Origin of the sequence: Nocardioides bizhenqiangii (assembly GCF_034661235.1) — a bacterium.
GTDB lineage: Bacteria > Actinomycetota > Actinomycetes > Propionibacteriales > Nocardioidaceae > Nocardioides > Nocardioides bizhenqiangii.
Genome location: NZ_CP141059.1, coordinates 196,939 through 216,384, shown reverse-complemented (window position 1 = coordinate 216,384; position 19,446 = coordinate 196,939). Strand labels below are relative to the sequence as shown.

Annotated in this window: 22 protein-coding genes and 1 pseudogene; 5 read left to right on the top strand and 18 right to left on the bottom strand. The window is 67.6% G+C overall.

Annotated features, from left to right (window positions below; translation table 11 throughout):
• Nucleotides 1-10: 10 nt before the first annotated feature.
• The 6 genes from SHK19_RS01035 to SHK19_RS01010 all read right to left on the bottom strand — a co-directional run bounded on the left by SHK19_RS01035 (nt 11) and on the right by SHK19_RS01010 (nt 3,055).
• A complete protein-coding gene (locus SHK19_RS01035; RefSeq protein WP_322937603.1) occupies nt 11-400 on the bottom strand; it encodes an Rv3654c family TadE-like protein in 390 nt (129 codons plus the stop codon).
• Nucleotides 397-765, bottom strand: coding sequence for a TadE family protein (locus tag SHK19_RS01030; RefSeq protein ID WP_322937602.1), 369 nt, complete (start codon nt 763-765; stop codon nt 397-399). Before SHK19_RS01030 ends, SHK19_RS01035 begins: the two co-directional genes overlap by 4 nt.
• Nucleotides 762-950, bottom strand: a complete 189-nt coding sequence (locus SHK19_RS01025) for a DUF4244 domain-containing protein (protein WP_322457428.1) — start codon at nt 948-950, stop codon at nt 762-764. Before SHK19_RS01025 ends, SHK19_RS01030 begins: the two co-directional genes overlap by 4 nt.
• Before the next feature lie 170 nt (nt 951-1,120).
• The gene (locus SHK19_RS01020; protein WP_322937601.1) at nt 1,121-1,864 is read right to left on the bottom strand and encodes a type II secretion system F family protein; all 744 of its coding nucleotides are present in this window, start codon (nt 1,862-1,864) and stop codon (nt 1,121-1,123) included.
• Complete coding sequence (locus tag SHK19_RS01015) at nt 1,842-2,627, bottom strand: type II secretion system F family protein (RefSeq protein ID WP_322937600.1); 786 nt, start codon at nt 2,625-2,627, stop codon at nt 1,842-1,844. Before SHK19_RS01015 ends, SHK19_RS01020 begins: the two co-directional genes overlap by 23 nt.
• Nucleotides 2,624-3,055: an ATPase, T2SS/T4P/T4SS family gene (locus SHK19_RS01010; RefSeq protein WP_322937599.1), complete on the bottom strand. Its 432-nt coding sequence runs from the start codon at nt 3,053-3,055 to the stop codon at nt 2,624-2,626. The genes SHK19_RS01015 and SHK19_RS01010 overlap by 4 nt, the downstream gene beginning before the upstream one ends.
• 183 nt (nt 3,056-3,238) lie before the next feature.
• Here SHK19_RS01010 and SHK19_RS01005 point away from each other — a divergent pair, with 183 nt between their 5' ends.
• Nucleotides 3,239-3,928 (top strand): MamI family restriction endonuclease, encoded by a 690-nt coding sequence (locus SHK19_RS01005; protein ID WP_322937598.1) that lies wholly within the window; start codon nt 3,239-3,241, stop codon nt 3,926-3,928.
• Here the strand turns inward: SHK19_RS01005 and SHK19_RS01000 are convergent.
• The 4 genes from SHK19_RS01000 to SHK19_RS00985 all read right to left on the bottom strand — a co-directional run bounded on the left by SHK19_RS01000 (nt 3,903) and on the right by SHK19_RS00985 (nt 7,180).
• A complete protein-coding gene (locus tag SHK19_RS01000; protein ID WP_322937597.1) occupies nt 3,903-6,017 on the bottom strand; it encodes an HsdM family class I SAM-dependent methyltransferase in 2,115 nt (704 codons plus the stop codon). The two genes, SHK19_RS01005 and SHK19_RS01000, sit on opposite strands and share 26 nt — an antisense overlap.
• 103 nt (nt 6,018-6,120) lie before the next feature.
• Entirely contained in the window at nt 6,121-6,684 is a 564-nt protein-coding gene (locus SHK19_RS00995) for a recombinase family protein (protein ID WP_322937596.1), read from the bottom strand.
• On the bottom strand, nt 6,681-6,884 hold the full coding sequence (locus SHK19_RS00990) for a hypothetical protein (protein WP_322937595.1): 204 nt from the start codon (nt 6,882-6,884) through the stop codon (nt 6,681-6,683). The genes SHK19_RS00995 and SHK19_RS00990 overlap by 4 nt, the downstream gene beginning before the upstream one ends.
• The gene (locus SHK19_RS00985) at nt 6,884-7,180 is read right to left on the bottom strand and encodes a hypothetical protein (RefSeq protein WP_322937594.1); all 297 of its coding nucleotides are present in this window, start codon (nt 7,178-7,180) and stop codon (nt 6,884-6,886) included. The genes SHK19_RS00990 and SHK19_RS00985 overlap by 1 nt, the downstream gene beginning before the upstream one ends.
• Before the next feature lie 271 nt (nt 7,181-7,451).
• Between SHK19_RS00985 and SHK19_RS00980 the strand changes: the two genes are divergently transcribed.
• The 3 genes from SHK19_RS00980 to SHK19_RS00970 all read left to right on the top strand — a co-directional run bounded on the left by SHK19_RS00980 (nt 7,452) and on the right by SHK19_RS00970 (nt 11,441).
• Complete coding sequence (locus SHK19_RS00980; RefSeq protein WP_322937593.1) at nt 7,452-7,844, top strand: hypothetical protein; 393 nt, start codon at nt 7,452-7,454, stop codon at nt 7,842-7,844.
• 483 nt (nt 7,845-8,327) lie between these two features.
• On the top strand, nt 8,328-9,155 hold the full coding sequence (locus SHK19_RS00975; RefSeq protein ID WP_322937592.1) for a hypothetical protein: 828 nt from the start codon (nt 8,328-8,330) through the stop codon (nt 9,153-9,155).
• A 93-nt stretch (nt 9,156-9,248) separates the two neighbouring features.
• Nucleotides 9,249-11,441: a hypothetical protein gene (locus tag SHK19_RS00970; protein WP_322937591.1), complete on the top strand. Its 2,193-nt coding sequence runs from the start codon at nt 9,249-9,251 to the stop codon at nt 11,439-11,441.
• Between the two features lie 267 nt (nt 11,442-11,708).
• On the opposite strand, the gene SHK19_RS00965 is transcribed toward SHK19_RS00970, so the two are convergent.
• The 8 genes and pseudogenes from SHK19_RS00965 to ssd form a co-directional block, all read right to left on the bottom strand.
• Nucleotides 11,709-12,092, bottom strand: coding sequence for a hypothetical protein (locus tag SHK19_RS00965; protein ID WP_322937590.1), 384 nt, complete (start codon nt 12,090-12,092; stop codon nt 11,709-11,711).
• Nucleotides 12,089-12,526, bottom strand: coding sequence for a hypothetical protein (locus tag SHK19_RS00960; protein WP_322937589.1), 438 nt, complete (start codon nt 12,524-12,526; stop codon nt 12,089-12,091). The genes SHK19_RS00965 and SHK19_RS00960 overlap by 4 nt, the downstream gene beginning before the upstream one ends.
• An 18-nt stretch (nt 12,527-12,544) precedes the next feature.
• Nucleotides 12,545-12,787, bottom strand: coding sequence for a hypothetical protein (locus tag SHK19_RS00955; protein WP_322937588.1), 243 nt, complete (start codon nt 12,785-12,787; stop codon nt 12,545-12,547).
• Complete coding sequence (locus SHK19_RS00950) at nt 12,784-13,302, bottom strand: hypothetical protein (protein ID WP_322937587.1); 519 nt, start codon at nt 13,300-13,302, stop codon at nt 12,784-12,786. The genes SHK19_RS00955 and SHK19_RS00950 overlap by 4 nt, the downstream gene beginning before the upstream one ends.
• A gap of 169 nt (nt 13,303-13,471) precedes the next feature.
• Nucleotides 13,472-14,482, bottom strand: coding sequence for a hypothetical protein (locus tag SHK19_RS00945; protein ID WP_322937586.1), 1,011 nt, complete (start codon nt 14,480-14,482; stop codon nt 13,472-13,474).
• Between the two features lie 535 nt (nt 14,483-15,017).
• Nucleotides 15,018-16,610 (bottom strand): recombinase family protein, encoded by a 1,593-nt coding sequence (locus tag SHK19_RS00940; RefSeq protein ID WP_322937585.1) that lies wholly within the window; start codon nt 16,608-16,610, stop codon nt 15,018-15,020.
• 104 nt (nt 16,611-16,714) lie between these two features.
• Nucleotides 16,715-17,353 (bottom strand): annotated as a pseudogene (locus SHK19_RS00935) (ATPase, T2SS/T4P/T4SS family); the annotation flags it as partial.
• Nucleotides 17,350-18,423 (bottom strand): septum site-determining protein Ssd, encoded by a 1,074-nt coding sequence (ssd, locus tag SHK19_RS00930; protein ID WP_322937584.1) that lies wholly within the window; start codon nt 18,421-18,423, stop codon nt 17,350-17,352. The gene ssd and the pseudogene SHK19_RS00935, both read right to left, overlap by 4 nt.
• A 156-nt stretch (nt 18,424-18,579) precedes the next feature.
• Here ssd and SHK19_RS00925 point away from each other — a divergent pair, with 156 nt between their 5' ends.
• Complete coding sequence (locus SHK19_RS00925) at nt 18,580-19,377, top strand: HAD family hydrolase (RefSeq protein WP_322457423.1); 798 nt, start codon at nt 18,580-18,582, stop codon at nt 19,375-19,377.
• Nucleotides 19,378-19,446 lie beyond the last annotated feature (69 nt).

Below are 19,446 nucleotides of genomic sequence, written 5' to 3'. Positions count from 1 at the left end.
CATCGAGAGGCTATCCCGGCTCGACAGCGGCCGGCACCTCGGCCGGTCCGGCTCGGGCGGTGGCCGCCAGGTCGTGGGTCTGGCCCAGCCAACGCGGTCCGGGAGCCACGACCTCGACGGTCACCTCGGTCCCCGCCGTCGTGCACCGGGTCAGTCGGGCGCCGTTGGCGGCGGCGACCGAGCCGGCAGCGGCGCACGGATCGTCGCCGTCGCGCGCCGCCACCGCGCCGGCGAGGGCGGCGAGGTCGGCCGCCGCCTGCGCGGAGCGATGGGCGGCGATCATCGCCGCGACCACCGCCAGCGCGCAGCCGACAAGAAGGAGCAGGCCGAGACACGCGGTCACCAGGACCGTGGCCGCGCCGCGCTCGGTGTCGGTCGAGCCGCGACGGCCGATGGTCATGGCTCCTCCTCGGCGACGGCGACCGCCTCCGCGCCGACGTCGGCGCCGGGCAGGAACGAGAAGATGCCGCCCGGGCCGGACACGTGGCCGGCCGCACGGACGACCACCCTTCCCTCGGAGGAGACGACCTCCACCCGGACGCCGTCGGGCGCCACCCGCTCACCGACGGCGACTGCGGCGCCCTCGTCGTCACCTCGCGCTACCGCCCGCGCGGTCTCCCGGGCCGCGTCGACGGTGCGGACCTGCGCGGCACCGACGGAGAGCAGCCACACCAGTCCGACCGTGACTGCCATCAGCACCGGCAGCCCGAGAGCCAGCTCGGCGGTGACCGCCCCGCGCCCGGTCCGTTGGCGCGGGGAGGTCATCCGATGCCGAGCAGACCGAAGACGTGGTCGAAGAGGGTCCGCAGCATCCGGTCGCCGAAGCCGCCGGTGAGCAGCTTGTAGAGCAGGCCGGCGAGGCCGGCTCCGGCCGCGGTGCCGACGGCGTACTCGGCGGTGGTGATGCCGCGCTGCTCGGTGCGGCGCTGCAGGGTCGGGAATCGGGTCATGTCGGCCTCCTGGTCGGGGGCGGGCCGCCCGGTGCGGCCCGCCGGCGAGGGAGAGACTGCGGGACCGGACCGACCGAGCAGGCCTGGCGGGCACCGGCCTGTGGAAGGACCGGCGTGTCGCAACCTGCCGGTGGACGGTTCGGGGCTTCCCGGTCCGCGACGACGCGCTCTCACCAGGCGATCGAACGCGCGAGGCCGACCACCAGCGGCACGATCCCGAGGAGCAGGAAGGCCGGCAGCAGACACACGCCGAGCGGCACGGCGGCCCGGACGCCGACCGCCCGCGCCCGGTCCTCGACGTCGGCGCGCGACCGGCGGGCCAGCTCGTCGGACAACCGGTCGACGGCGGCGACGACCGGTGCGCCCGAACGGTGGGCGCGCGCCATGGTCCGCCCCAGCGGTCCGATCACCGGATCGTCGGCGACCGCGGACCAGACGACGAACGGGTCCCCACCGAGCGCCAGTCGGGCTGCCACCGGAGCGAGCAGGTCGGCCGCCGCTCCGGGCAGTGCCCGGCAGACCGTGTCGATGGCGGCGCCCGGAGCGGCACCTGACCGCAGCGCGGCTCCGAGCAGGGTCACGACGTGCGGGAGGTCGCGACGTACCTCCTCCCGCCGGAGCCGGGTCGACCTCGGTTCGATCCTGCCGGCGGCGACCCAGGTCGCGACGCCCGCCACCACACCGGCGAGCGGCGCCGCCGGACCCCCGAGGACGACGGCGGCTCCGGCTCCGGCGAGGAGCGCGCACGGCACCCGCCAGCGGCGAAGGCCACCAGCACGGTCCGGCGGTCGCGGGGCGGAGCGCGGCCCGCTCTCCAGCGCCGGCCGCACGGTGCCCGGCACGAGGAGCGCGACCGCCAGGGCCGCGAGCCCGGCCGCGACGACGACCACGTCACCGCCCCCGCTCGACGTCACGGGCGAGCGCCTCGATCCAGGCCAGACCGGCGATGCCGCACCCGACGCCGCCGGCCAGGCACGCGAGCCCGACCGGGTGTCCGAGCAGGAACGCCCACGGATCGGCACCGGCTCCGCTGCCCATCAGCAGCGCCACCAGCGGCAGACACGCGACCAGTCGGGCGGTCGCCCTCGCGGATGCCAGCTCGCCGGTGACCACCCGCCGCGTCTGCTCGGCGTCCCGCAGCTCCTGGGCGACCCGGGCGAGCGCGTCGGCGAGCCCGTGACCGGTGCGATGGGCGACCTGCCAGGCCGCGGCGACGACCCTGAGGTCGCCGGCGCCCGGTGCGGAGGCCAGCTCTCGCAGCGCGGTGGGCACGTCGCCCCCCGCCGCGGCCGATCGGGTGGCCGGTTGCAGCGCGGGCCACTCCGCGGCGACCCGCTCGAGCGCGGTCGGCGCCGTCTGTCCGGCCGCGAGCTCGGCCTGCAGCCCGTCGCACAGCTCCACCACCTGGCCTCGAACCTGCGCTGCGGCCCGGTCCGCGCGACGCCGCGCGACCAGACGACCCGCCGCGAGGACCGCCGCACCGCCGACGACACCGAGCACGAGCAGGCGGGGCTCGTCGACCAGCCACCAGCCGACGCCGGCGACCCCCGCCGCGACGACGCCGTACGACGCCCGCCCGCGCTGTCGGGTCCGGCCCGGCGGTGCCGGCGGGCCGGGCGTCAGCAGCAGTGCCGCGCAACCGGCCAGGAGGCACGCGACCAGCGTCCAGCCGGTCACCGCCGCCGCCGCGACTCGATCAGGTCGAGCAGCCGCCCCGCTGCCGGGCCGGCCATCAGCGCACCGGCCCGGTCGATCCGGGTCGCCGTCGACGTCCGGACCAGCCCTGCCTGGTCACGCTCGAGCACGGCGACCTCGCTGAGCCGGCGCTGCCCGTCACGGTCGCGGCTCATGTGGAGCACGACCTCGAGCGCGGACGCGAGCTGGCTGTGTGCTGCCGCCCGCCCGAGACCGGCCGCGAGCGCGAGCGCCTCGATCCGTGCCGGCAGGTCGGCTGCCGAGTTGGCGTGCAGGGTGCCGCAACCGCCCTCGTGGCCGGTGTTCATCGCCGCCATCAGGTCGACCACCGCGCCATCCCGCACCTCGCCGACGACGAGCCGGTCCGGCCGCATCCGCAGCGCCTGCCCCACCAGGTCGCGGAGCGCCACCGCGCCCGTGCCCTCGAGGTTGGCCGGCCGCGCCTCGAGCCCGACGACGTGCGGGTGTCCGCATGTTCATGTAATACGTGTCTTTGATCATGAGTAGCAGACACCACTACTCCGACTGCGTGTCAACTGCCGACTCGCTGCCTACCGCTTGGATCATGCGGAGACTTGCCCGATAGTCGTGCCATGGAGACGGTGCGGGACCTGGCAGACAGCGAACGTGAGCGGTTATGCGCCCGACTGCTGCAGCAGCAGGTCGTCGACCAGCGACGCTTCCTGCATTACTGGCGAGATCTCACCCTCCAGCCAGCTCAGATCGACACCGGCTACATCGGTCAGATGTTGGTCTCGCTCGTTACCGGTCTCGTCGGAGGAGGCATGAGAGGCAAAGGCCTCGACATGGAGGACGGGTCGGAGATCAAGTCAGCGAACTTCCTCGACTCTCTCGACCGTCGCGGAGCTGCCGCACCGCGGTGGAACTTCCAAGCCAACAACTTGCCGGCAATGGAGGCTTTGCTCGATGTGCCTGCGATCTATCTCTGCAGCATCGATGTGAACCTCAACGACAAAGTGCGTGTTCGGGTCTGGCGGCTCAGACCCGCGGAGCACCGGATCTTCGCGGAACGGTACATCCGCTGGATCGAAGACTTCGGGAAACCAAAGCTCGCCGACCCGAGAAGACCGAACGCGAACTTTCAGGTCTTCCCGCCTCGCCCTGCACTGGACCACACCTACGCTCGTCACGGCGGTGGAAACGTGGAGAACGGGCTCCCTGCGCTCATGATCGAGCTTGAAGACGGCGTCGGGGCGGAGAAGATCTTTCACGCAGAGGAGGACCGCAGCGGCACGGTTACGGTCGAATTGTTCGCGCCGTGACTGGGCGCTGCGACTCGTATATCGCAGCTAGGCCTGACTGACTGATTCGGATGGCCTCGATACGCTCACGAGTCTCTCGCCCGACACTCGCGACCGCGCGCATGCTTGCCTTCGGCACGCGAAGGCCAAGCACATCCGCCGACGTGATGCGCCGCCGCGAGCTAGAGGTTCCTCGGCCCAGCGGAGCTAGCTGACTTTTCACGCGCGGATCGTGTAGGAGGGCCAGGACGTAGTAGGGATCGACATCTAAGGCGTCGAAGACTCCGAACTCCATCGAGCACTCGATTAGCGGGAACGCGTCGGGCACGACGAACGCGCGAAGCTTGCTGGGGTTGAGCAACGAGACGAGCACCTGGCCCGCTGTAGCCGTCTGGCCAGGGGTTGCTGGCGCGTACGAAGCGGCCTCATGCCAGGCCACAGAGCCGAACGGATCGACATGAAGCACTGACACGAAAGCAGAGACCTCGTCAGCAGCGCGAGCCAACCGCCGCCTCGACTGTGGAGCTAGGTAGACCGCCATGCTCGCGCCGCTGGACTTGAGCTCCTTGCGCGCCTTCATGCTGCCCGGATCCCATGCCGCCGGATCAAGAGACGTGACGTCTTGACGCGGAATCGCAGCGATCAGCGGCGCCTCGGACGCGACGAGCGGCGTTCGGGTGCGTGCCTTCGTCACGAGTGCGTCAATGCCTGAAGCGACGATCAGAGGTAGATCGCTCCCCTTAGGGTCTGGCACGGCCCGACCGGACTGCTTGAGGTACCCGATGTGCTCAGCGCGCGCGAGGAAGATTCGCTCTGACGTCGACTCGCCCTTGCGCAGGAACAGCAAGCTGGTCCTAGCGACAGTCCCGCTTAGGGCGAACGTTGCGGTCGGCAGACTGATGCTCGCCTCGACCGTCAGTTGGCTACCCCGACTCGACGCGCCGAACAACTCCTCCCGCAGAACTGGACCGTCTACGAGCCCGTCCGGCAGGACGATTCCAAGCACGCCTCCTGGCCGCAACAGGTTGGCGCATCGAGCTACGAACGCGAGTGCTGGGTCGATTCGTCGCGCGCCTCCACTCATAGAGGAGAGGTCTTCCTCCGTCCTACGGATCCCTTCGACGCTGTCGTACTTCCCCTCCCCGAATGGGGGGTTCGTGAGTATTAGTGACAGCGTGTCGCGCATCTTGTCGAGAGCAGGGTCAGTGACTGAGTCCTCGACGGTGAACAGGCGAGGGTGGTGCGCTCCGTACAGGAGCAGGTTCACACGAGCCTTGGCGATGGAGCTTGCCGACTGATCTGCCCCAAACACGCCCGCGGACAGCATTTCCTGAAACTTGGCCTTGCCCCTTGCCGAGTCACCATAGAAGGTCTTCAGGCGGTCGAGGAGAGCCACGAGGAATCGGCCTGTGCCGCTGCATGGATCCCCGAACGACATGCCCTTGAACGACCAAGGATCGACGAGACTGAGTGCGATATCAGCGGCGGCCGAGGTCACGACCGTAGGGGTCAAGTACGTCGCGAGTCCGCCCGCATGGTCGTAGCGACCACGAAGGAAGATGTCGAACGCTGAACCGAGGATGTCTCCTGGCGCTGACTTGGACTCCATCGGCACTGCCTCGGCGAGTACCGACAGCGCTTCAGCTAGCACGTCGGCTCGTCCGATTCTCAACGGTTCATCGAGAGGCCACACGGTCTGAGTCGTACCGTCCGGCAGCGACGCCGCGAGGTCGGGCTCTGCAATCGCTTGGCGGAAGGCCGCCTTTACGCCGTCCAGGTAGACATCAGCAGGGTCAGATAGTTCCAGCAGATCCGACAGACGACCTACGCCTTGCACGAACGCGTTTGGCTCGCGGGCTAGCCAGACGCGCAACAACAGGAGCTTGGCCAACTCCTCGACGGCGGCGTTGGTGGGTCTAATGCCACCGCGCATGTAGAGCATCGTGTGGAGTTGGTCGAACCGCTCAGCCAGAGCGATCTCGCGATCGCTCGATGCCAGGTCTGCTGCGACCAGAGCTTCGGCGATGCCTTTCACTTGCAACGTCTCCTGCTCGCTCGCGCTCGTTCCGTAGTGACTGAGCAGAACCGTGAACAGGCCCTCGGCGGTCACGGCGCTGCGCCCGGCTCGATCAAGGAGAGGTGCTGCCCACCCCTTCGGATACGGTACTGCTCAACAGTCGGGCGCTCGGTACGGGATGCGCGTGTCGAGCGGCTCACGGGGTAATCGCCTCCGTGTAGCGGTAGACGCTCGCACGTGAGACGCCGAGGGTCTTGGCGATCACGGCTATGGGCTCGCCGTTGGCACGCATCCTCCTCGCTAGGGCAGCTGCGGATGCGTCGAGGACACGGGGCCGGCCTGTCTGCTTGCCACGTGCGCGGGCGGCCTCGCGAGCGGCAGCGGCTCGCTCGCGGATGAGAGCCAACTCCATCTCAGCGAGTGCCGACATGATCGTGGCGACGGCCTGCCCGAGCGGGGTGGAGAAGTCCAGGGACTCTCGGAGCGACTTCACGATCACACCGCGCTGGTGCAGCTCTTGGAGCGTCGATAGGACTTGGAGCGTTGAGCGCCCCAGCCGGTCGAGGGCGACGATCACGAGAGTGTCGCCGGGTCGGAGCTGATCGAGGCAGGCCGCGAGTCCGGGCCGGTCGGCCTTGGCTCCGGACAGCTTGTCGCCGAACACCTTGGAGCAGCCAGCGGCGCGGAGGGCGTCGTCCTGCTGGTCGGTGGTCTGCTGACCGGTCGAGACGCGGGCGTAGCCGTAGGTCGCGGCGGTCACCGGTCAGCCTCCACCGTGAGGACCAGCTCGCCGCCGTCGAGTGCGACCAGGCCGCGACCGCCCTCACCGACTAGGAGCACGCGGTCATCAGGGTCGACACGAACGCTGATTGCGTGGAGCGTGATCGGTGCGGACCTCCACGGGAGGGTCAGGACCACGGTCACAGGTGCTGTGAGGTCACGCGCGGCGACGAGGCTCATCACTTGGCCGCCTTGGTGGTGGTCTTGCGGGTGGTGGTCCGCTTGGCGGCGGGCTTCTTGGGCTGGGGCTCGGCGGCGTACTTGGTCTTGAAGGTCCGGCCGACCGTGCCGGGGATCCTGTCGGCGATGTGAGCGGCGTCGGCGGCCGCGACGAACGCGGTCCAGGACTGGTTTAGCGTGCGCTCGGTGCCGTCGTCGTTCTTGGCCTGTGCGATCTCGTTCCAGAGCTTGAGCAGCTCGTCGTCGGCGGCCATGCGCTCAACGTTGATGAGGATGTGCTTGGTTGATGCGGGCATTGCGGTGTCTCCTGCCGTTTGAGGGCCGGAGAGTCCCGACCCAGACAGCAGAGAGCCCAGCGGTAGACGGGTGTCAACCGAGGAGCCGAATGGTCTCAAAGGTCGGCGGATGACGACGCAGCGGACAGCACCTTGAGAGTCAGAGAGTGGACGTCTCTGAGGGAAGCTCGGCGCGTTGGGAGGGCGAGTCTCAATGGCCTGCTTGTGGACGTCGGCGCAACAACACTGTCGACGTCTTTCGAAGCGCTTCGCGAGGGTGCATCATGTGCCCGTGAAGTGGGGACGCGACGACCTCGAATGGGCCGAGCTAGTGGACGCGACTGCCGACTTCCTGGTCGAACAGGCGTCGCTCCAGCGAACGACTTCCTACACAGAACTGAACGCAGTGCTTGCACAACGAACGGATGCCCGCCCGTTTGACTTCGATAAAGAAAGTGAGCGGGCGGCGATGGGCGCGATGCTAGGCGAAGTTGCCGTCAGAATGCGCGAGGATGTGGGCGCGCTGATCTCGGCCATCGTCCTATATCTCAACGAGAATGACGCAGGAGGCGGCTTCTACCGCCTCGCTAGTGCACTTGGAATGCTGCCGACGAAGCCAACAGCGGACCAGCGCCTGACGTTCTGGACACAGCAGGTCACAGCGGTTTACGCGCGCTACGAGTGATGGCGCTCAGGCGCATGTATCGCGGTGGTTTCACATGCCTTCGGGCAAGAGCCACGCGAGGCGCGCCCCGATCGATCAAGATAAAGGGTGCCCACAGAACTGCCTTCCGGACCGCAGCCGACAGATGAGCCGGACCTCACCTTCGATGACAGCCTGTCAGCCGACTTGAACGTCGCCGCTCGTGCGCTCACTCTCGGGGCGGCTCTGCACTCGCCGGAGGCGACCGAAGGTCTTGACGAGGACGCGACTGCCATGGGTTTCCGCGACCTCCCACCGCCGGTCGACAGCAGCGGCTACCTGGCGTTGCTCAGAGACTCGAACGACCTACTTGCTGACTACGGCCTAGGACAGTTGGTCTCCCGCAGAGAGCGCCGCCCTGGGTGGCAACCCTCGAGATCCCAATCCGTGCGACCGCAGGGAGGTGTCTTGTGGACGCAAGCTGCGGCAGGTGATCCCGTCGCCGCAGTCAGTTGGCTACGCACCATGCAGGCGACTGACGCTGGTCTGCGGCAGGTGGCCGCCGCCGCAGCTCTTCAGCCCACCGCAACAGACCCGCCAACCGTGACCGGGACGATAGACGCCGCGGACACGCTGGCAGCGGCGCGCACGGTCCTCTCGCAGGCTGCAGTCGAACCGCCACAGAACAGCATCAATGCGAGCGTACTCAGGGCCGTCACGACCGCAGCTGGCCTTCTAGCGAAGGAGCTGGCGTCTGTAGCTCTCGGGGAAGACACCGCCGATCTCGTCGAGGACCGACAGCGGGTCGAGAGCGGCACCGGCCCTCATCCACCTTCGACGATTGTCCACGGCACCGGCGCCTACGTGGGCACCTGGTGGACGCCACGTGGCGACTTTCACGAGTTCATCAGGGGCACCATCAACCCGGACTTGTATAGCAATGGGCAGTACTTCCAATGGAGCGGCAAGTACTCAGCCAGACATCGTGACGTCGCCGCTCAACGCCTTCTGGACTGGGCGGCACCCTACGACGGACGAATCCGGCGCTTGTTCGCCCACAGTTACGGAGGAGTCATCGCCTTAAGAGCCCTAGGACTTGGCCTGAAGGTCGAGGATCTCGTACTTCTCAGCACACCCGCGGAGAGAGTCGAGACTAACTGGTCTGCAGCGGGCCGCATCCGCTCCCTGCGGATTCACGTGGACCTTGTGCTGCTAACTGCGCGTCGCCGCCAGATCTTCGATCTCCCTGTTGCCGAGTTTCACTTGCCGAAGTGGTTTGTTGGCCACAGCGACTCGCGCGCAGTCGATGTCTGGCAGCAGCACGACGTTGCACGCATTCTGGAGCTTACATAGAAGCACCCCGGCCAACTGCCAGGCCCGACGCTGACCTGTGTAACTCATCATCGCCGATCCGTGCCGCCGTACCAGCGGCGTTGCCGTCGAAGCATGCGTGAGCCTGCAGCATCATTCCGGTTCGTGTTCCGCGACCACGCGAGGGACTCGCGCACTCCGAAGATCGTCGAAATGACTGGTCAGGTTGTGGAGCACGGTGCCGCGCAGTCGGTACGTTTCCCACATGGCTCGGACCGGCAGCGGCTGATGGCACAAGAACCTCTACTCCCTGACGGCTCGGTGGCGCGCCACCCTGACAGGGCGTTGGCCTCTCTGGCCTACATCAACGTCACCTGGGAGCACGGCCGTAGAAGCTATCTCGACAACTTCGTACCGTTTGTGCTGGAGGTCCTGCGAGAAGCGCCGGCCACCCTAACCGCGGAGGGCGTGGCGGCACAGGTCCAGAACCGATTCGGGCTGGACTTTCCAACCAACGTTGTTCGATCGCTGATAGCGCGTGCAGTGCGCACGAGACAGGTCCGACGGCTACCTCGATCTCAGGAAGTTGAACTCGCGCCGGACGTGGTCGACCGTCTACCAGATATCTCGTCCCAGCAGCGCGAATGCGCTCGGCGCCAGAACCGCCTAGTCCGGTCGCTAGTCGATTTCACGCGGGCGAGATTCGATCTTGATTGGGACGAGCCGAAGGCACAGAAGGCGCTCTTCGAGTTCGTCGAAGCTCACGTTCTCCCTCTCCTCCAGTCAACCGTAGGAGGCGGCCCGGTGACCGGGCTCGGCAGTCCTGCACAAGGTCAAGGCTATGTGGTCGCCACCTTCATCGCGGACACCATCGAGAGCGATCCGACTGGCTTCGAGTACCTCGACGAGATGATCAAGGGATCGATGCTGGCAGCGGCGCTTTACGTAGACACATCAGGTCATGTGGTGGAGCGAAAGTTTAAGCGCACGACTCTGTATCTCGATACCTCAGTCTGTCTTCGGGTCCTCGGCCACGAGGGACCGGAAGCTCAACAGGCGGCCCAATCACTCGTCCACATCGCATTGGATCAGAAGGCGGAGGTCGCATGTTTCGAACATACGGTCTCGGAACTGCGCGGTGTACTGGCAGCTGCAGGCGATACGCTCAGGCGCAGTCCTGGCTCTGAGGCAGGGACACGGGGCGTGGTCGCCCACTACCGCAGTTCAGGCTTGACGGCGGCCGAGATTGAGATGGCTCTCGCCACCCTCGACCGAGACCTTCGCGCGAATCGGATCGAGGTTCGACCTTCTCCCCACTACAGCCACGCGTTGGGCGTGGACGAGGACGCACTGGAGGCCGTACTTCAGGAACAGGTCCGATATTTCAATCAGCGAGCGTTGATTCATGACCTGAAGTCACTGACAGCGATTCATCGACTCCGCGGCGGCCGAAGCGCACCGCATGTTGAAGAGTGCCGTGCAGTCTTTATCACCAACAACACCAGCTTGGTTCGGGCTAGCAGGTCCTTCTTCGACTCTGGTGAGCACGAGTGGCCGCTGGCCATGGACGACGCAGGTCTCGCAACGCTGTTGTGGGTGAAGGCACCGACCGTGTCGCCTAACCTCCCCAAGCAGCAGATAGTCGCTGACTGTTTCGCGGCAATGTCCCCCTCGCCAAATCTTTGGTCGAAGGTGTCCGAGGAAGTAGAGCGGCTCGGTCGAGCGGCCTCGGTTGACGAAGAGGGAATCGCCTTCCTGCGATATTCACACGAGGCCGAGCGAGCGATAATGGACGTCACGCTTGGCGACCCGCAGAGGGTCTCCGAGCGGACCGTTCAAGAGGCGCTGGCGAAGGCTCGCAAGGAAGCCGCGGAACCCGCAGAACGAGCAAGGGATGCCGCCCTCGCTCGCGCCGAGGAGCTGGAGCGCATCGAAGCTCAGTCCAGATTCGATGCGGAGACTCGCAAAGCCGAGAGCGAAGGCCTGACGAAGAGACTCGACGACGTCGAGCAGCGACTGAGCAGATCAGAGGCACAGATCAGAAAGCAAGTTACCAAGCATTACAGGTGGGGAGCTCTGGCAGCCAAGGTCGCTGCCGGCCTGATCATTGCTTGCTCCATCGTCGTGGGAGTCGTATCGCTGTTCCCGAGCTCGAGAGACCTTCTTCCGGGCCCTACATGGGTGTGGTTGAGCAGTGCTTCGACAGTCGCGCTGGTCGCCAGCGGCGTGACGCTCATGTGGGGCAAGAGCGCCGTCGAGTGGATCAACGACGCAAGAGATCGGGCTATTGCTCGACGACTGTCGGAACTTGAGCAAGAGGCAGGATGAGCGGAACCTCGCCCAGCAGTCGGAGGACTTCGCCAGCCGCGGCCAGCCTGACCCTCCTGGGCGGCCCAGGAGTCCCTCAGCCCTGCGCCCCCAGCAACCGAGCCAGTCTCGTCTGACGATGGCCCGGGTGACTTGTCATGGCCGAGCTGAGCCGCGGTACCGGCCAGCTCGGGTCCTGCCTCCTGGGGGTGCCGCCACGTCGTAGTCACCCACGAGCTATCGAGGTTATGGAGTGGCGCGACGGCACCCCCAGGAGGCAGGACCAGATCAGTCTTCGTCGGGAACGTCGGCGGGGAGGTACTGCATCAGGTCCGCGAAGGTCGCGAGATCGACGACGACGTAGCTCTCACCGATCGGACGGCCACGGCGGGAGAGGACAGCGCCGAACCACCGCCGGCCGAGGAAGAACGCCGTATTGCTGGCTTGATCGAGTTGGGTCGAGATGTCGTGGCGCTGGGAGGTCCGGACCGCGAGCACGAACGGGATGCCGCCGATGTCGCCAGGGGACCGCAGCTCCTCCCCGATCGTGACGGGCGTCTCGGGCTTCGCCTCGGAATGGCCAGCGCTGCGGAGGAAGTCCGCGACCTCGCCTTTGAACTCGCTGCCTCGGGCCTTGTTGCGGTGAGGGGCGCCGGTGGACATCTCGGTCACCGGCTGTAGACCGCGTTGGTCCGACTGGTGGGCTGCGAGGGGCCGTAGCGGCGCTCGACCTCAGCCAGGGCCCGGGCGCGCTCTCCCTTGGTGGGCAGGGCGTTGGCCTCACGGACCGCAGCGCGGCGGGCGTCGTCGTGCTCAGTGGATCCCGGCTCCTGCTTCACAAGGTCCGATGGCCACGGGCCGGTGCCGACGATCTGCTCATCGAAGCGCCGGACCTGGGCCTCAGGGTCGTGGGCGAGAGCGAGCCACGGCGCGACCAGTCCGTTGCGGTCCTTGCTGGCCTCGATGAGGTCCGCCGTCACGACCAGCTCCTGCCCTCGGCGCGAGACGAACGCCGCGAACTGGCCGCGCCGGATGTCGTGGTAGGTCTGGCCGCTCCGCAGGAAGTGGAGGATGTCACCGGGCTTGGGCATGGGTGCGTTAGGCATGATCGGTGGTTCTCCTGATCAGTAGATGGTGATGTCGGGGTCCGTTGGCGCGACGCTGACGGTTCCGCGCTCGGCCGCGACCATGAGGTCGTCGGGGCTGGATCCGGCCAGGGCGAGCAGGTCGACTCTGCTCGGTCCCGCGAGGGTCAGGATGTCGTCGGGCGTATCCGCCAGGTCGAGCTTGTGGAGCGTCGCCGTCAGCACCACCTCGTTGAGCAGGTCGAGAGCGGTCTGAGTCTCGGGCGGGTTGTGAGTCGTCATCGAGACGCCTCCTTCAGGGCTCGATTCGCTTGGATGCCTGGCAGCCCGCGGACGTTGCCTACTGCGCTCGCGAGTTCGTCTGCGAGGCGGTCTTGGCCCTGGGTGCGGAGGTCCGCGACCACCTGCGTCACGACGTCGGGATGCGATGGCAGTACTCGAACGCATGCCGCCGCCAGGGCAATGGCCTCACGCAGGGACTCAACCGTCTCGGTGGAGTCGACGCCGAGATGATGGATCAGCGTGAGGATCGTGTCGCGCTTGCTTGCCGAGGCTCGGAGGAGCAGGTCCGGGTTGTCGGACTCGCGGGCGAAGTCACGGACGCTGTTCGCGTCGTCGGCCAGCTCCGCTAGCTGGTCCGCGAAGTCCGCGATATGAGCGGGTGCGCGGGTGGCGAGCTGGGCGCGCAGCTCAGGACGCAGGTGGGCACGCCGATGCCTGTTGACAGCGGCGACCGAAAAGCCCGCGTCGCTCGCCACCAGAACGATCGGTTCATTGCGGAGGATCCGAGCTTCCAACTCGGCTCGGCGAGGGTGTCCGCACATCCCACAGTGACGAGGCATAGAAGGCCTATCGACCGCACGGCGTACCAACCCGGCGTACATATTCGCGAGGCTTGTGTCTCTGGTTGAGTCGCTGTCGCTCCTGTTGCGGAAAGACTCTTTGTTACCTCCAAAGACTGGGGTGTTACCCCACCACGTGAGACACCGGAGCATTGCCCCAGGACACCCAGGCGCATGCCTCTTCGATCTTGGCCGAGGCGCAGGGGCACATCAACGGCGGCAGGTGCGAGGACTCGCAAGAACACTCGTGCACAAGCGCGAGGGCGAAGAAGTAGTCCACACGAGAGCCGTCCTCCAACAACACATAACCGTCGATCGGGTGGTGCGGAAGGCACACGCTGCTGCCGGTAATCGTCGGAACCTCGATCCAGTCGGCGTCGAGATCGATGCCTCGCAGGACGTCGCTCAGATCGATCAGGGCGGCATGCATCCGAGACCTGCGGTCGTCAAGGTCGGCGAGAACCTTCTTGCGACGCTCCTGCGACGCGATGACGTAGTCCGAGAGCGCGAGACGCTGGTCCAGGGTGAGCGACAGAAGAAGGACCATGTCAACGTCGGGCTCGCTGGCGACGGGGCTCAGCTCGAGATCAATGGTCCCGGACTCGTTGCCGTAGGTGCTGCGCCGACCCGGGTCGTAGCTGAGGAAAAGGCCACGCTCAACTAGCTTCTCGATGTGCTTCTGCACCGCCCTGGGAGACAACCGGATGCGGTTCTGCGACTGAGCCGCGACCGTGGTCTGGACATAACGCAGGGAACCGAGCACTGGGGCGCCCTGATAGATGCCGAGGGAGTACACAGCGCGATGGACGGCCCGAGCAGAGGAACTCAGCTCGTCAAGCTTGGCGCTGTCCCGCTGCTGACGGTACGTCTCCATGATGCGAGCAGCCTGTCCACTGCGGTTCACAAAGACGTCGGCGGCGTCGAGCAGCTCGACCAGAACATCCTCGTGACGCCGATAAGACACACGGCGGAGCCAGACCGTGACCGGGGTTCGATTGCGGAAGTTGTCGAGGATCCGTTCTGCCTCGACGTCGCCGGTCTGCATCCAATGGACCAGCTTGGGATAACGGCGGACGTAGGAACACGCCTCGCTCATGGCGGCTCGGGCGGCGTCCTCGGAAGGGACAAGACCCATGGGGTCCTCCTGCAGGTGGCGGGAGTCCTCCAGGCCGGGTCAGCTTTGGGTTGAGGAGGGGTCCCAGAGAACGGGACCCCTCCTGCCCATGCTCTCCCGCCAAGGAGGACGCAATGTGACTACTCGGATTCATGCAGCCTCGACAAGGTTTCAGCCACGCCTAGCGGAGAGACTGTTAGTTACCCCTGGCCAGGTGTTTGCCCGACCAGGGGCCTGCGGGTTGCCGATGCCCTTGAGTACTGGCGCCTTGGCGATCGCTTACGGGATGGGTTCTGCGGCCAAGTCTGAAACGCGGTAGGGAGCTGTGGGACTCACGCTCGGAGGGGAGCTGCACGGACCCTGCATCACCGCGATGGCCCGCCGTTCTCAGGAGAATCATGACCCACGCCACCGCGTGACTCAATGGTGCGTGACGACATTTTTCGCCTGCCCCAGGGCGGCCGAGGGATCACTCAGCCCAGCGCCCCCCAGCCAGTAGCCAGCGATTGCCGGAACGGGCCCGGAGAGGCCTCACCGGGCCACTCCCGCTCCTCGCCTACCGCAGCGTCCAAGCAGTGGCGAGCAGTTCCTCGGGGAGCGGCTCGCCGGTCTTCGGGTCCAGGTCCACGATCTCCACTCGTTCGGCGGAGAGTTCGCGGTTGCCGCGGTACTGGCGTCCCGGAGTTGCGGGCAGGATGATGACGCGGACCAGCGCCTCGAGGATCTGGCGTTGTGTCGACAGCTCCAGCGCGTCGAACCGCTCGCGTGCGGCAGACCGAGCGGCCTTGATGTTGCCGATGAGCTTGGTGAGGTCCACTGCCTTGCCGGTGGACGAGTCTTCTTCGGGGACCTCCGCGTCTTCGATTCGAGTGAATCCCCGCATGGTCTCTGCCAGGGCTCCGCGCTGCGCGAGGCGCTCGAACTGCTCGGCAAGGGCGTCGAGTTCAGCGGCCACCTCTGCGAGCAGCACGGCCTTGTCCACCCGGTCGAGCTTCAGCTCATGGATTCGGGCGCGATCGCTCTCTAGCCTTGCCCGCGCCTCGTGGTTGGCTTCGAACGCCTCGCGGTCCTCGTTGGTGGCGCGGAAGAGACTGGCGTCAGGGAGAGCGAGGCGCTTCGCGATGTGGTCGCGCACGGTCTCCTCTGCGACCGCGTAGGAGATCGAGGACCAGCACGTCTTGCCCTCGGCCGTCGTGTGCTTGCCGCCGCACTGATAGGTCAGATGTCGCTTCCCATAGGACTGAGTGTTGCCAGCTCGGAGGGGGTGCCCGCAGGCTCCGCACGTGAGGAAGAACGAGAGGAGATGCTTCCTGACGTGGTTGCCCGGCCCGGTCCGGCGCTTCGGGTCGAACAGGAGATTCCGTACGGCCTCCAACTCAGCGCGGGAGACCAGCGGCTCCCACGTCCCTGGGTACAGCTCGGTGTCGACGATCTTGTTGCCGTCGTAGATATTGCGCTCGCGCACTCCTGCGTTCTTCCACCGCGTGAGAACTGCCCGGACTCGTCCATGCGTCCAGTCGTCACGTCCCCGAGCCGTCTTGTAGCCCGATGCGTTCCAGCGTCGGATGATCTCGGCGAGTGAGGTCCCTGCCAGCACGTCGGCGGTCGCCTGCTGGATCATCTCTGCTTCTGGCTGCCGCCAGGTTCTTCCATCCGGCTCGAATCCGAACGCGCGGGAACTGGTGCGGGGCTCGCCGCTCTGAGCCAGCTCTAGCTCTTTGCGCTTCTGTCGTTCTGCTTTCAGCTCGACCTCGTGCTGCGCGATCTCGGCGAAGATGCCCGCCTGCATCCGCCCACTCGATGTCGTGAGGTCAAGAGCGCCGGCCTTCACCGTGTAGACCGGGATGTCACGTGGCTTCAGCACAGCTATCAAACGGTGTAGATCAGCTGGCCGACGGTAGAGGCGGTCTGTGTGCCACGTGAGGACGGCTGAGAACTTGCCTGACTTGGCGTCCTCCATGAGTTGCTCGAAGCGCGGCCGCGGCTTCGTCTTAGTCGCACTGAAGTCGTTGTCGTCGTAGACGTCGGCGACGTCGAACCCAAGTTTCTCGGCCAGCAGGCGGCAGTCAGCTTCCTGTCGTCCGACGCCGAGACCCTTGCCCTCCTTGTCGCGGGAGATGCGCACGTAGATCGCTGCGAGCGGACGCATGGAATGGATCCTAGTGTCGCCAGGCTGAAACGTACTAGAGGAATGTGCTGCTGGTCCGGGCGCAGCTCGGTGGCGTCCTCGACCACGACGATCCGCTCGGCGGGGTCGACGGCACCGAGGAGCGCCGACAGCAGCGTGGTCTTCCCGCTGCCGGTCCCGCCGGTCACGAGGAACGCCAGCCGGGCGCCGACCACCAGCCGCACCAGCTCGAGCGACTCGTCGGTGAGCGTGCCGGCGTCCCGCAGCTGCGCCAGGCTGAACCCGCCCCGACGCGGCACCCGCAACGAGATCGCGGTGCCGGGCCGCGCCAGCGGCGCCAGCACCGCGTGGCAGCGGGTGCCGTCAGGCAGCCGCACGTCGGCGTACGGCGCCGCGTCGTCGAGACGCCGGCCGCCGGTGGCGACCAGCCGCTGCGCGAGCCGTCGTACGGCGTCCTCCGACCCGAGTCGCACGTCGGTCCGCTCCAGCCCCGACCCGCGGTCGACGTAGACGTCGCCGGCGCCGTTGACGAGCACGTCGGTGACGCCCGGCTGTCGCAACAGCGGGTCGAGCGGCCCGGCACCGACCACGTCGCGCCGCAGCGCCTCGTAGACGGCGAGCACCGTCGCATCCCCCACCGGGCGTCCCGCGGCGCGGAGCGCCTCGGCGACCCGGTGCGGTGTCAGCTCGCCCGGCGTCCGGGCCAGCCGACGGCGTACCTCTTCCACCAGGCCGGCGACCTCGTCGATCAGGTCGTTCGTCATGCGACGGCGCTCTCGGGCGCGCCGAGCACCGTGGCGACCGCACGCGCGAGCGGTCCGCGCCGCGACCGCAGCGGCCCGAGCCCGAGGTCGAGCGCCTCGGACAACCGGGGTTGGTCGCGCATCTGCACCACCACCGGCATCCGCACCACCGACTCCACGTCGGCCGGGTCGACGGCATCGCCGCGGAGCACCACGCCGACGTCCGGGTGGCCGGCTAACCGGGCCCGCATCCGGGCGGCGGCGCTGACGCCGAGAACGGTGCCGATGGTCACGACGAGGAGCCGGTCGCAGCGGGCGGCGATCTCGTCGACGAGACGGTCGGAGGTGCGGGGCAGGTCGACGACGACGGTGTCGTGGCCACGGCGTGCGGCCGAGAGTGCCTCCCGCACGGCGAACGCCTGCAGGGTCTGCGCCCCTGCGCCGACGTACCACGACAGCACGCCCAGCGAACCCGCGCGCGGTAGCGCGTCCCGCAGTGCCCGGGCGCTGAGCCGGCCGGTGGTCTGGCACAACGCGTCCCAGTGGAAGCCGTCGGTGCGCTCGAGCCCGAGCATCCGGTCGAGGCCCGGTCCCTGCGGGTCGCAGTCGATCACGACCGCGTCGCCGGCACGGGCCGCGCCCTGTCCCAGTGCGCACGCGAACGTCGTGGCGCCCGCCCCGCCGGAGCCCCCGATGACGCCGATCACCCGGCCCCGGGCGGTACGCCGCTCGGTCAGGTCGGCGAGCATCTCGACCAGCCAGGCCGACGACCCGGCGATCTCGACCACCTGCTCGGCACCGATCTGCAGCGCGGTCCGGAACAGGTCGTCCGGTGCCCGCTGGTGCGACACGACGTAGACGTGCGGCCGCTTCTCCGGGGCGAGCCGCGCGACGTCGGGGGCGAGGTCGGCGCCGACGAGTACGACCGGCGCGCGGCTCCACGACGCCAGCGCCGCGAGTGGTTCGTGTGCCGCGACCGGTGTGATGTCGGCCGCGGCGGCGAGGGGCAGCAGCTCGCCGAGCAGGCTCTGGTCGGCGGTGAGGATGAGTGGTTCGGGAGGGCCCACGGTCGGGGCGGTGAGGGTGGTCATGTCCGAGGATGTCGCCGGGTCGTCGCACGCCCATGCCTGCCGGCCGACGCCCTGTGGAGGACGGCGTTGCGGCCGTCGGCTGTGGACGGTTGCGGGGCCGCGCCGATGCCGAGGTTGAGCCACGGTGGTGCGCGGACCGCCCCTACGATTGGGGACATGGGCTCCGAGGCGGCGTTCTTCGACCTCGACAAGACGATCATCGCCAAGTCGAGTGCGCTTGCGTTCAGCAAGCCGTTCCAGGCCGGCGGGCTGATCTCCCGGCGCGCGGTGCTGAGGTCGGCGTACGCCCAGTTCGTCTTCCTCGTCGGCGGCGCCGACCACGACCAGATGGAGAAGATGCGGCAGTTCATGTCGCAGCTCGTCGCCGGCTGGGACGTCGCCACGGTCAAGGAGATCGTCGCCGAGACGCTCCACAACATCATGGACCCGTTGGTCTACGACGAGGCCGTCCAGCTGATCGAGGAGCACCACGCCGCGGGGCGTGACGTCGTGATCGTCTCCTCGTCGGGCACCGACGTCGTCGAGCCGATCGGCGCGATGCTCGGCGCCGACCGGGTGGTGGCGACGAGGCTCGAGATCGTCGAGGGCAAGTACACCGGCGAGATCGAGTACTACGCCTATGCCGAGGAGAAGGCCAACGCGATCCTGGCGCTCGCCGAGGAGCGTGGCTACGACCTCGCGGCCAGCTATGCCTACAGCGACTCGTCCACCGACATCCCGATGCTCGAGGCGGTCGGACACCCGCACGTGGTCAACCCCGACCGCGAGCTGCGCAAGTTCGCCGCGACGCACGGCTGGCCGGTGCTGACCTTCAGCAGACCGGTCACCCTGCGGAGCCGGGTGCCGCTGCCCCCGCCGAAGCCGACGCTCGCCGCCCTCGCCGTGGGGGGTGCGGTGGCCGTCGGTGCCGCCGTCTGGCTCGGCGCGAAACGCCGCGGCGCGGCCAGCGCCTGAAGGTCTCACCCGACCCCTGAGGGTTTCCCGCGGACCCGAAAAGTCAACCCTTGAACGTGGTCCCCAACC

Bases quoted from the DNA above. Each gene is read 5' to 3' on its own strand.
- SHK19_RS01035 (WP_322937603.1), bottom strand. From the start codon at position 400: ATGACCATCGGCCGTCGCGGCTCGACCGACACCGAGCGCGGCGCGGCC.
- SHK19_RS01030 (WP_322937602.1), bottom strand. From the start codon at position 765: ATGACCTCCCCGCGCCAACGGACCGGGCGCGGGGCGGTCACCGCCGAG.
- SHK19_RS01025 (WP_322457428.1), bottom strand. From the start codon at position 950: ATGACCCGATTCCCGACCCTGCAGCGCCGCACCGAGCAGCGCGGCATC.
- SHK19_RS01005 (WP_322937598.1), top strand. From the start codon at position 3,239: ATGGAGACGGTGCGGGACCTGGCAGACAGCGAACGTGAGCGGTTATGC.
- SHK19_RS00990 (WP_322937595.1), bottom strand. From the start codon at position 6,884: ATGAGCCTCGTCGCCGCGCGTGACCTCACAGCACCTGTGACCGTGGTC.
- SHK19_RS00985 (WP_322937594.1), bottom strand. From the start codon at position 7,180: ATGCCCGCATCAACCAAGCACATCCTCATCAACGTTGAGCGCATGGCC.
- SHK19_RS00975 (WP_322937592.1), top strand. From the start codon at position 8,328: ATGCAGGCGACTGACGCTGGTCTGCGGCAGGTGGCCGCCGCCGCAGCT.
- SHK19_RS00970 (WP_322937591.1), top strand. From the start codon at position 9,249: ATGCGTGAGCCTGCAGCATCATTCCGGTTCGTGTTCCGCGACCACGCG.
- SHK19_RS00960 (WP_322937589.1), bottom strand. From the start codon at position 12,526: ATGCCTAACGCACCCATGCCCAAGCCCGGTGACATCCTCCACTTCCTG.
- SHK19_RS00955 (WP_322937588.1), bottom strand. From the start codon at position 12,787: ATGACGACTCACAACCCGCCCGAGACTCAGACCGCTCTCGACCTGCTC.
- SHK19_RS00945 (WP_322937586.1), bottom strand. From the start codon at position 14,482: ATGGGTCTTGTCCCTTCCGAGGACGCCGCCCGAGCCGCCATGAGCGAG.
- SHK19_RS00940 (WP_322937585.1), bottom strand. From the start codon at position 16,610: ATGCGTCCGCTCGCAGCGATCTACGTGCGCATCTCCCGCGACAAGGAG.
- ssd (WP_322937584.1), bottom strand. From the start codon at position 18,423: ATGACCACCCTCACCGCCCCGACCGTGGGCCCTCCCGAACCACTCATC.
- SHK19_RS00925 (WP_322457423.1), top strand. From the start codon at position 18,580: ATGGGCTCCGAGGCGGCGTTCTTCGACCTCGACAAGACGATCATCGCC.